Raw genomic sequence first — 8,698 nt, 5'->3', positions numbered from 1 at the left:
GCATATTTCCCTTTTGTTACCAAAAGGTATTGAGTCCAACCTAAAAGGTTGTTTTACGTGAGGGTAGGTGGTGTAAATTACCCTGGGGAGTCGGCTCCCCGCTTTACTTGACCAGTTCAGGTCGCGCAGTTTCCCGTCATACGGCTCCTCATGAAAGGAATCATTGTCATTGATACCTCTAGAAGGGATTATCATCTAAGTTTGTTAGATTGATTTTCTTTCTGTGTTTTGCATCGTGGCAGTGTAGGTGAAGTAGCTCAAGATTATTGAGTTGGTCGTTTCCACCGTTTGCGCGTGGTATTATGTGGTGTACTTCCATAAAATCCCCGTCCCTGAATATGAGTCCACAATGATTGCATTTCCCTTCTTGCCTTTTCAAAAGTGTTCCCTTTTGACTGGTCATCTCGGGATGCTTTTGCATTCTGGTGTTCCAATATATGAGGTCTCCATCGAAAATACTTCTGTCTCCCTTAACTTTGTTGTGCCTGATTATTTTTGTTTTGGCATGTTTAGGTAAATAATTATCTTCACTTGCCATAAATACCCAGTTATCAACCTTAGGAGCTTCGTACCATTTCTTAGGTTTTTCAACCTTGGTTCCCCAATATTTCTTGTTTACCCAGGTCTTGGATTTGTTTGGATGTCTTCTATATCCCCATCTTTGAAGTTTGTTCCAGAGCCTGTTATCCAAATCTGAGAAGGTTTCTTTACTTACAACGCATTTGTTGTAGTTACACCATCCTCTTATTATTGGTTTTAGTTTGCTTATTAAAGCTTTTTGGGGAGCAGCCTTGTGTCGGTCAATGACCTTGGATAGCTTTTCCCAATGCTCTTTCACTCTTTTCTTCGAGGGTTTGATGAGGGTTTTGAATCCTTGCTTAGATTGGTGTCTTCCCGTCTGATATTGACGTACATTAAATCCTAAGAATTCAAAGCCGTTTGAGGTGTGTACCAATCTGGTTTTTGTGGATTTTAGTTCCAGGCCAATTTCTTCCAACCACTTTCTGATGATTCTTTGACATTCTTCTACCACTTCTTTGGATTTGTGCATTATGACGAAGTCATCTGCATATCGGATTAGACTTAATGCCGTTTTATTTCTCCGTTTATTTCCGGGTAAGGTTTCGGCGTATTCCTTTATCCTGTTTTCCATTCCGTGGAGGGCTATGTTCGCCAGAAGTGGAGATATTATTCCACCTTGGGGAGTACCTTCGTCTGTCGATGTGAATATTCCTTCATCCATTACCCCGGCTTTTAACCAACCTTTGATTAACCGTTTCATGGATGGGTAGGTATTCAGTTTATTTAGAAGAGCATCGTGGTTGATTTTGTCAAAACATTTGGCAATATCGGCATCTAATACCCATTTGGGCATTTGTTTGATGCTTTTAAATATTGCTTGTATGGCGTCATGACATGACCTTCCTGGTCTGAACCCGTATGAGTTTGGCTCGAAACGTGCTTCCCATTCAGGTTAAACATGCCTGTTTGGTAAGGGCTTGGAGCGCTCTGTCGTATATGGTGGGTATCCCAAGGGGGCGTTTTTCTTTACGACCGGGTTTGTCTATCCATACTCTGCGGGTAGGTTGAGGTCGTTTGTGTATTTTAAGGTTGGCTACTAAGACTAGGCGCTGCTTGTTGGTTAAAGCTTTTCTCCCGTCTATTCCGGCAGTCTTTTTACCTTTGTTCTGTTGTGTTACCTTCCTCACCGCTAGCATTTTTGCAGACCAGGACTTCATCAATGTTTTTTTGTACCCTTCTTACCACGCGAACATCGCCACGCTGAGAGGCTTGATATATCCGTTTTTGCAACTTAAACACAGTTCGTTCTAGCTTTCGCCAATCGACCTGGTTCCATTCTGACTGTGGGGTAAACCCCCGAGCTTTAGACTTCTTCATTGCTACTCATTGCTATATCCTTTCCTTATCACGTGAATCTGTCTGCGTATCCTAGGTGTTAATCTAGGCGTTAGCTTCTGATTCAATCCTTCTCACATAGGCCATGCGGCTAACTACCTACTCAATGACCGACCTCATTGAGAGCACCTATGGAGTTACTTCGTTCCTGGCAGCCATTCTATTGAACTTTTAGGGTGATACTCTCCACCGAGAACCAGGAAAATCATTATAAGAAAGCATAATCCTATAATCCTGTTTTGTTCTATAGCTATTTGCATGCAGCGTTTCAGCCTATTACGCTACTTACCAGTTACGATGGTTCTTACGTATCTTCCTCTCGTACCCATGAGTTCTATTGCCTGCTACTAACCCCACCTTTAGGCTGGTAGAGCTTCGCTGTTCGACCCCGCTTTAACCTAGAGTTTGTTATTTCTCAGTGATTAGGGGTAGGGCTGTCACTCGGATTTTGCGAGGGTTGGTCTTTCACCAACATGGTTACCAAGTTATCAAGGTTTAATACCTTGTGACTAATCCCCCTTTTACCCTTATTGGGTTAGGTTTCTAGTCAACGAATCGCACATGCTTTACTGGTGTAAGATTCTTCCTGTTCGATCATTTCGATGCCATATCGTTGACAGAGGCTTTCCAGCTTGTCCTTGAATGTATATATCGGAATCTGGGTGAACTTTTGATTGTTTCGTTTCCCTAGATTGACCTTTTGTTTTAGGTCGGGGTTGTAACCAATAACAATCTTGCTGATCTTATTATTTCTGCACCAATCTACAACATACCGAGCTGCTTTGTTAGTGAAATCTCTGACTTTGTGATTCCGCTTTCTTAGTAACTTAGCCTGTCGATTCGTCAAGGCTTTAATGCCTTGTAAGTCTTTGATAGACTGAAGTTTGGAGTTGCGTTTATTGTACTGATTGTCAGACTTTATTCGCTTACCATCAATAATGAACGACTTTTGAGTAGTACTGACACATGTGGCAAAATTCTCAAGTCCTAAGTCGATACCTAAGATTTCGCCAGTCTGTTCGACCTGTTCTTCAGATTCATCCTCGTAACAATAACAAACATCAAAGTATCTTGCCCCATACTTAGGGATAATACGGATTTCTTTGACTGTTTTAGTTCTAAGTCTTTCAGGAACAGCAAACTGAACTGCCCCATGCTCTCGTTTGAATTTACAAGACATTGGAACAGTGAACAGCCAGTCTTTTCCTGGTAATTTTTCCCAGTCACGCTTCCTGATCGGGATAACTAAGAGAAAATGTCCATCTTTTGGGAGGTACTGTGGAAGTCTAATCTTTTCCTGATACCCTCCACTAGACTTAAGCTTTAACAACCCGAAGAAAGACTTGAAAGACCTATCAACAATCTTCAATGTTTGTTGCGCAATATCCGTCGGCAACAGTTTATAATTATCATTTTCTTTGGAATGATAATAATTACTTTCGTATCGCAAATGTTTACGTTCTTGAAAGAAATACTGACGGACATTGTAGAGTCCCACGTTGAACATGTTCTTGCTCAAGTGACACATCTGCTTGAGAGCTAATATCTGCTGTTCGTCTAAACGCAGGTTATTAACTTGAGTTAGCATCCAGTCCTCCGCTAACAACATAGTTATTCTAGAGGAAATATTTAAAAAGTGCAAGTAATCTAGTCTCCAATTTCCAAGGGGCTGTGTGGGTCACCTGCGTCCGCACTTTATACGCCCCGTCTCCCGCTAACCCTACTGGTATAACGGGAGTCCCCTTGGAGTTTTTGATGGATAGTTGAACTGTCCCCCGCGTTCAGCCAGCATCGCGGTTTTCAGCCGTTAGAGTTGTGATTATTAACGTCTAGTTAAAACGAGTTCAGATAACCGTAACAAATAACACTAAATTGCTAACTGGTTATTAGGAATTTTTTAGTTGTCATTCCCTATTACTCATTACCTACACTACGAGATTACCTAGACCAGTATATAGCAGGAAACAAAAAAAAGTTAATTTTCACAGTTTTAGAATTTTTTGTTGTTATTTTACATAATACTATTTCGCTATATTTTTTTTATAAACAAACTTCTTTTGCAAACTTTTTACATTGTGATCATTAAATCTTCATATCTGTTTCATAAAAATGGCTAATAACTATAGGGATCAGTGTAGGAATTCTGAGAATTTTTGTCCCGAAGTTCCCTGTTCCCTGTTCCCTGTTCCCTGTTCCCTGTTCCCTGTTCCCTGTTCCCTTTGCTATATAAAGCTATAGCAGTGCTCAATGGGGTGATGGGAGGGTATGAAATGATACCACAAGTCAGTGTAATTATTCCCGCCTATAATTGCGATCGCTATATTACTGAAGCAGTGGAAAGTGTGCTGAATCAAGAAGCCTGTTCCTATGAGGTAGTGGTAATTGATGATGGTTCAACAGACCAGACTCGATCAGTGTTGCAACCCTATAGCGGACGCATTCGTTACATTTATCAAGAAAACCAAGGAGTCTCCCTTGCCCGCAACCATGGCATTAAATTAGCCTTGGGTGAATTTGTCGCATTCCTCGATGCCGATGACTTTTTCGTGCCAGGTAAGTTAGCTGCCCAGTTAGCAGTTTTTGAAGCACAACCCCATCTGGGAATTGTCCATAGTGGTTGGTATCGTGTCGATTCCCAGGGTAAGCTACTGATGACAGTGCGTCCATGGGAAAAAGTACCAGAATTAAACTTAGAAAGTTGGCTACTGTGGAAGCCAGTTCTGCCTAGTGCGATGATGTTCAGTCGCCATTGGCTAGAGTCCGTTGGCGGGTTTGACCCCAGGTTTCCACCCGCTGAAGATACAGAAATAGTGTTACGGTTAGCCCTCAAGGGTTGTCCTGCCGCTTGGTTGCGTCAGGTAACCGTAGGCTATCGGCAGCATCACCAAAGTGCTATGCACAAAGGATTGCCTCAAGCTCGCTCCCTGTCGGCAGCCATTGACAACTTCTTCCAACAGGCTGATTTACCACAAGCAGTCCGTCTATTAGAAAATCAGGTGCGCTATGGAACCCTAGTATGGATTGCTTGGTATTTATATAATACAGGACATCCCAGGGAAATGATCAAGTATTTACAACAGGCTTGGGGCTATAGTCCTTATTTACCGATGGAGACAGTAGTACATTGGGCAGAGAATTTTGCCGAGTTTTCCAGGAATTGGGGCGGGGAGTTTGATGCTGATGGGTTGGGGAAGTCACCGGAGTGGCAGGAGTTGATGCAATGGGTGATGGCTCAGGCTAGAGAGACGATGTTGGTAGGTGGGTCTAGCTTGTACTAACTGAAACTACTGCATCAGTTGGTAATGGGTCATGGGTCATGGCTCGGGAGTAATTCTACTTAACTATTACTACTTAACTATTACTACTTAACTATTACCCATGAGCAACTGATGCTCCTGGACATTATATCAATTGCTTATATTGTGCTAGTTAAATGTGTATCAGCTTTGTAGCAATTGCGAAAAATCTTGCTACATAGTAATGACCCACTAAATCTCATCTATTAGAGTCGAACGAGGGATTCCTCCCTCGAACTCTCCTCCAGAACCGGACATGACTGTTCCCAATCATCCGGCTCCTCCTGGTGGCATTGGGATTGCCTACACTTTATGGGGATATTCCTCTCTTTGTTGCCAAGTTTTATTATGATGGCAATGAGAGTGGATGAGCTGTTTATTAGTTAGCTTATCACTACCTCCAGCTCTCTTAGGGATGATGTGGTCTATTTCAAATAAATCATCAGACATAAATCTGTGATTACACAGGGCACATCTCCCTTTCTGCCTTTTCAGGAGTTTATTCACAGTGGGTTTAATCCCATGATATTTGGCTAACCTTTCAGCCCAATAGAGCCAATCTCCATCATACGGGGATTTCCCTTCTTTCAGCCTTATCACCCTTTTTATGTGCGTGTCTTTATGATTTTGTAGGGTGTTTTGACCATCAGGTGTCCTGAATACCCAGCCTTCACCTTTATCTATCCACCAGTAATTAGCTATGGCTTCTTTTGCTCCAATATTTGGAGACCGATATTTAGCCCATCGCTCTAACTTTAGGAATAGTTTATTATCTAGTTGGCCAAATATTCTGGAACTTACCACCGAATTATATTGGTTAGTCCATCCAGTAATCTTTGAGTTTAAATCTCCGATTAGATTAGCTTGGTCTGAATTTCTATGGCGGCGGACAGTGTCCTTTAGGTTTATAAGATGCTTATCTATGGCATCAAAGCTTGGTTTTATTAGGGTTTTAAATCCTAGTGGATTTCCCTTAGTGTCCTTTCCGCTATTTATCTCATTGACCTCATATTGTCGGACATTGAAACCGAGGTAATCGAATCCTGCTTTTACTCCCTTCCTCCCTAAGGTATGCGCTATAGAAGTTTTTGCCTCTTTTAGGTTTAGTCCGATTTCTTTTAGCCAATCCTGGATGACTCCCTTTGCTTCTAGTATCATCTCTTTACTCTTATGGAGAACTACAAAGTCATCCGCATATCTATGAACCAAAGGTGGTCTGAGATTTCTTTTTGGAGGGAGATTATACTTTTCAGCTAGATGCTGGTTTAGGTACCTTACCGGGTAAGTCTTGTTCATTAGCTGAGTTAACCCATGGAGGGCTATGTTAGCTAATAATGGTGAGATTACCCCCCCTTGGGGTGTGCCAGCGGGAGTTTCTATGAATCCTTCTTTTCCTAAGGCTCCAGCTTTTAACCAAGCTTTTAACTGTCTCCTCATTTGAGGATAAGTGTTTACCTTATTTAACAGTTTTTCATGGTCGATTCGGTCAAAGCACTTCTCTATGTCCGCATCCAGCACGTAGTAACTGTTCTGATTTATGTCAGAGTATATTGCTGCTATAGCGTCTTTTGTGCTTCTTCCGGGTCTAAAACCGTAGGAATTAGGTTCAAACTGTGCTTCCCACTCTGGTTCTAGAGCTAATTTGGCTAGTGCCTGTTTTGCTCTGTCTTCCATAGTAGGGATTCCCAGAGGTCTTTTTTCTTTCCTTCCGGGTTTCGGTATCATAATCCTTCTAACCGGCCTTGCCTTTCCATCCAGCTCTAGGGACTGGGCTAAGGCTAACCGTTCATTTGGTGAGAGGGATTTCTTACCATCTATTCCGGCAGTTTTTTTACCTCTGTTATCCTGGGTTACTTTCCTTACGGCTAATAACCGGGCAGATTTGGATTTGGTTAGTAGTTTTTGGAGCTTTCTAGCTTTAGCTCGCTCCCCATTCTGTGAGGCTTTATAGATACGCTTTTGCAGCTTGAACACTGCCCTCTCAATGGATTTCCATTTGAGGGAGTTCCAGTTATTCAGTTCCACCATCACAGGATTGTGTGTATTGGACATAACTGCTACTCGTGTTCTACTCTTGCCAAACTCAGGGGTGTCCGTCTGCATATCCTTGGGCTTTCCCCAAGGCTTTGGCTTCTGACACCGTCTCGCCAAGATAGCCCATGGGGCTGAATACCTACCCTTTTAGGGAGCAACTATCCTGGTTACTTCGTTCCGTATGACCATTGACTGACCGGGTTGGGTACTGGCTATACACCGGAAGATGCCCATTTCTGGGGAAGGATGTCGAAATGAACGAGGAAAAATCCATTTCCTTATCATCTTCGAGTCGATAAAGGACTTAAGTCATTGTGTCCTTTATCTTGGACTGACGATGCGTCAATCACCAGTTCGTTGTCTTACCCTTTCGGTCTCCCTAGCGGCATGGGTCTTAAATGACTTCGACTTGCCTCCGCGTTTATTCCTTGCACTCGACTCTTTGATGTTCATTCTCGGAGCCTAGGAATATGGAGTAACCTGACATCAAGGTTGTAGGAGTTTAACCTACATGAATCATACAGTTAAAGGGTTTTACCCCTTCGGGCAGTCCCCCGGTTTTATCCGGTTTATGCCCAACGAATCGCACTCCCATCTCTCCATTTCACAATTTTGCCATTTTGCCATCATCTGTAGGTGGAATCACTGAAATGCTTATGGTGATTACTTTCAAGGGTCAAACGTCAACAAAAGTTATACATAACATACAGAACTTAAACATTAACGCAAACCTGTTGGCAAACCGATAATTGCTACGCTGATTTCCAAGAAAAAAACCTAAACTATTATTTATGGTTTATAAATATATTTATCAGCTTCACGGTGAGCGGATTTTGAAAAATAAAATTAACCCCAAAAAAATATTAGTGATTAACCTGACTTCAAGCTTAGTCTTGAATCTTTAATTTTTAAGTATTAAACTTTACCTATTTGGATTATTACCATCAGCTTGATTTATCAAAGATATAAGTCATACAACAACACCTAATAAAAATGATAACTTTATTTATTGTTAAAAATAAATTTTTGGCCGCCCACCCAACCAGTATTCCTTGGATTAATGACTCCTACAACTGTCAAGCAACGGGAAGAGCTTGGGAACAGGGAGACTGTTGGGACTATGAACATTATCGCAACTGGTGATGGCGGGATTAATTTTTAAAAGACTATAGGTAAGCATATGCGCTACGCGCACGCTGCTTGAGGTGCCGTCAGCCGTGAGCTAAAAGCTCACGCTACTTGAGGTGCCGTCAGCTGAATGCTTACGTTCCCAGATCCGCTACTCCCTACTCCCTACTCCCTACTCCCTACTCCCTACTCCCTACTCCCTACTCCCTACTCCCTACTCCCTACTCCCTACTCCCTTCGCGGGAACGCGCTCTCGCCGTGAGTCCGGACGACCTTTCGGACATCCTCTTCACCTCCGGAACCACCGGAAACCCCAAGGGAGC

At 42.5% G+C, this 8,698-nt stretch carries 7 protein-coding genes and 1 pseudogene; 3 read left to right on the top strand and 5 right to left on the bottom strand.

The features are described 5' to 3' along the window. Positions 1 to 178 precede the first annotated feature (178 nt). From F6K51_RS34185 to F6K51_RS34180, 4 genes are all read right to left on the bottom strand, one after another. On the bottom strand, positions 179 to 1,405 hold the full coding sequence (locus F6K51_RS34185; protein ID WP_365940525.1) for a reverse transcriptase domain-containing protein: 1,227 nt from the start codon (positions 1,403 to 1,405) through the stop codon (positions 179 to 181). Positions 1,406 to 1,469: 64 nt separating this feature from the next. Then, positions 1,470 to 1,709 carry a reverse transcriptase N-terminal domain-containing protein gene (locus F6K51_RS38775; RefSeq protein WP_365940524.1) on the bottom strand — a complete coding sequence of 80 codons (240 nt, stop codon included), beginning with the start codon at positions 1,707 to 1,709 and terminating at the stop codon, positions 1,470 to 1,472. Continuing rightward, on the bottom strand, positions 1,678 to 1,899 hold the full coding sequence (locus F6K51_RS38770) for a reverse transcriptase N-terminal domain-containing protein (protein ID WP_365940522.1): 222 nt from the start codon (positions 1,897 to 1,899) through the stop codon (positions 1,678 to 1,680). Before F6K51_RS38770 ends, F6K51_RS38775 begins: the two co-directional genes overlap by 32 nt. Positions 1,900 to 2,464: 565 nt before the next feature. Continuing rightward, complete coding sequence (locus tag F6K51_RS34180) at positions 2,465 to 3,505, bottom strand: transposase (RefSeq protein WP_293029635.1); 1,041 nt, start codon at positions 3,503 to 3,505, stop codon at positions 2,465 to 2,467. Positions 3,506 to 4,172: 667 nt separating this feature from the next. Here F6K51_RS34180 and F6K51_RS34175 point away from each other — a divergent pair. Further along, the gene (locus F6K51_RS34175; protein WP_293029641.1) at positions 4,173 to 5,195 is read left to right on the top strand and encodes a glycosyltransferase; all 1,023 of its coding nucleotides are present in this window, start codon (positions 4,173 to 4,175) and stop codon (positions 5,193 to 5,195) included. A 321-nt stretch (positions 5,196 to 5,516) separates the two neighbouring features. On the opposite strand, the gene ltrA is transcribed toward F6K51_RS34175, so the two are convergent. Then, on the bottom strand, positions 5,517 to 7,241 hold the full coding sequence (ltrA, locus tag F6K51_RS34170; protein WP_293029638.1) for a group II intron reverse transcriptase/maturase: 1,725 nt from the start codon (positions 7,239 to 7,241) through the stop codon (positions 5,517 to 5,519). Between the two features lie 999 nt (positions 7,242 to 8,240). On the opposite strand from ltrA, the gene F6K51_RS34165 reads away from it, so the two are divergent. Next, the gene (locus F6K51_RS34165) at positions 8,241 to 8,390 is read left to right on the top strand and encodes a hypothetical protein (protein WP_293029632.1); all 150 of its coding nucleotides are present in this window, start codon (positions 8,241 to 8,243) and stop codon (positions 8,388 to 8,390) included. A gap of 101 nt (positions 8,391 to 8,491) precedes the next feature. Beyond that, positions 8,492 to 8,698: pseudogene (locus tag F6K51_RS34160) on the top strand (hypothetical protein); the annotation flags it as partial.

The organism is Moorena sp. SIO3I8, assembly GCF_010692325.1.
Lineage (GTDB): Bacteria > Cyanobacteriota > Cyanobacteriia > Cyanobacteriales > Coleofasciculaceae > Moorena.
The sequence above is the reverse complement of the archived record's forward strand: the minus strand, read 5'-3'. Positions and strand labels throughout refer to the sequence as shown.

Bases quoted from the DNA above. Each gene is read 5' to 3' on its own strand.
- F6K51_RS38770 (WP_365940522.1), bottom strand. From the start codon at position 1,899: ATGAAGAAGTCTAAAGCTCGGGGGTTTACCCCACAGTCAGAATGGAAC.
- F6K51_RS34175 (WP_293029641.1), top strand. From the start codon at position 4,173: ATGGGAGGGTATGAAATGATACCACAAGTCAGTGTAATTATTCCCGCC.
- ltrA (WP_293029638.1), bottom strand. From the start codon at position 7,241: ATGGTGGAACTGAATAACTGGAACTCCCTCAAATGGAAATCCATTGAG.
- F6K51_RS34180 (WP_293029635.1), bottom strand. From the start codon at position 3,505: ATGCTAACTCAAGTTAATAACCTGCGTTTAGACGAACAGCAGATATTA.
- F6K51_RS34165 (WP_293029632.1), top strand. From the start codon at position 8,241: ATGATAACTTTATTTATTGTTAAAAATAAATTTTTGGCCGCCCACCCA.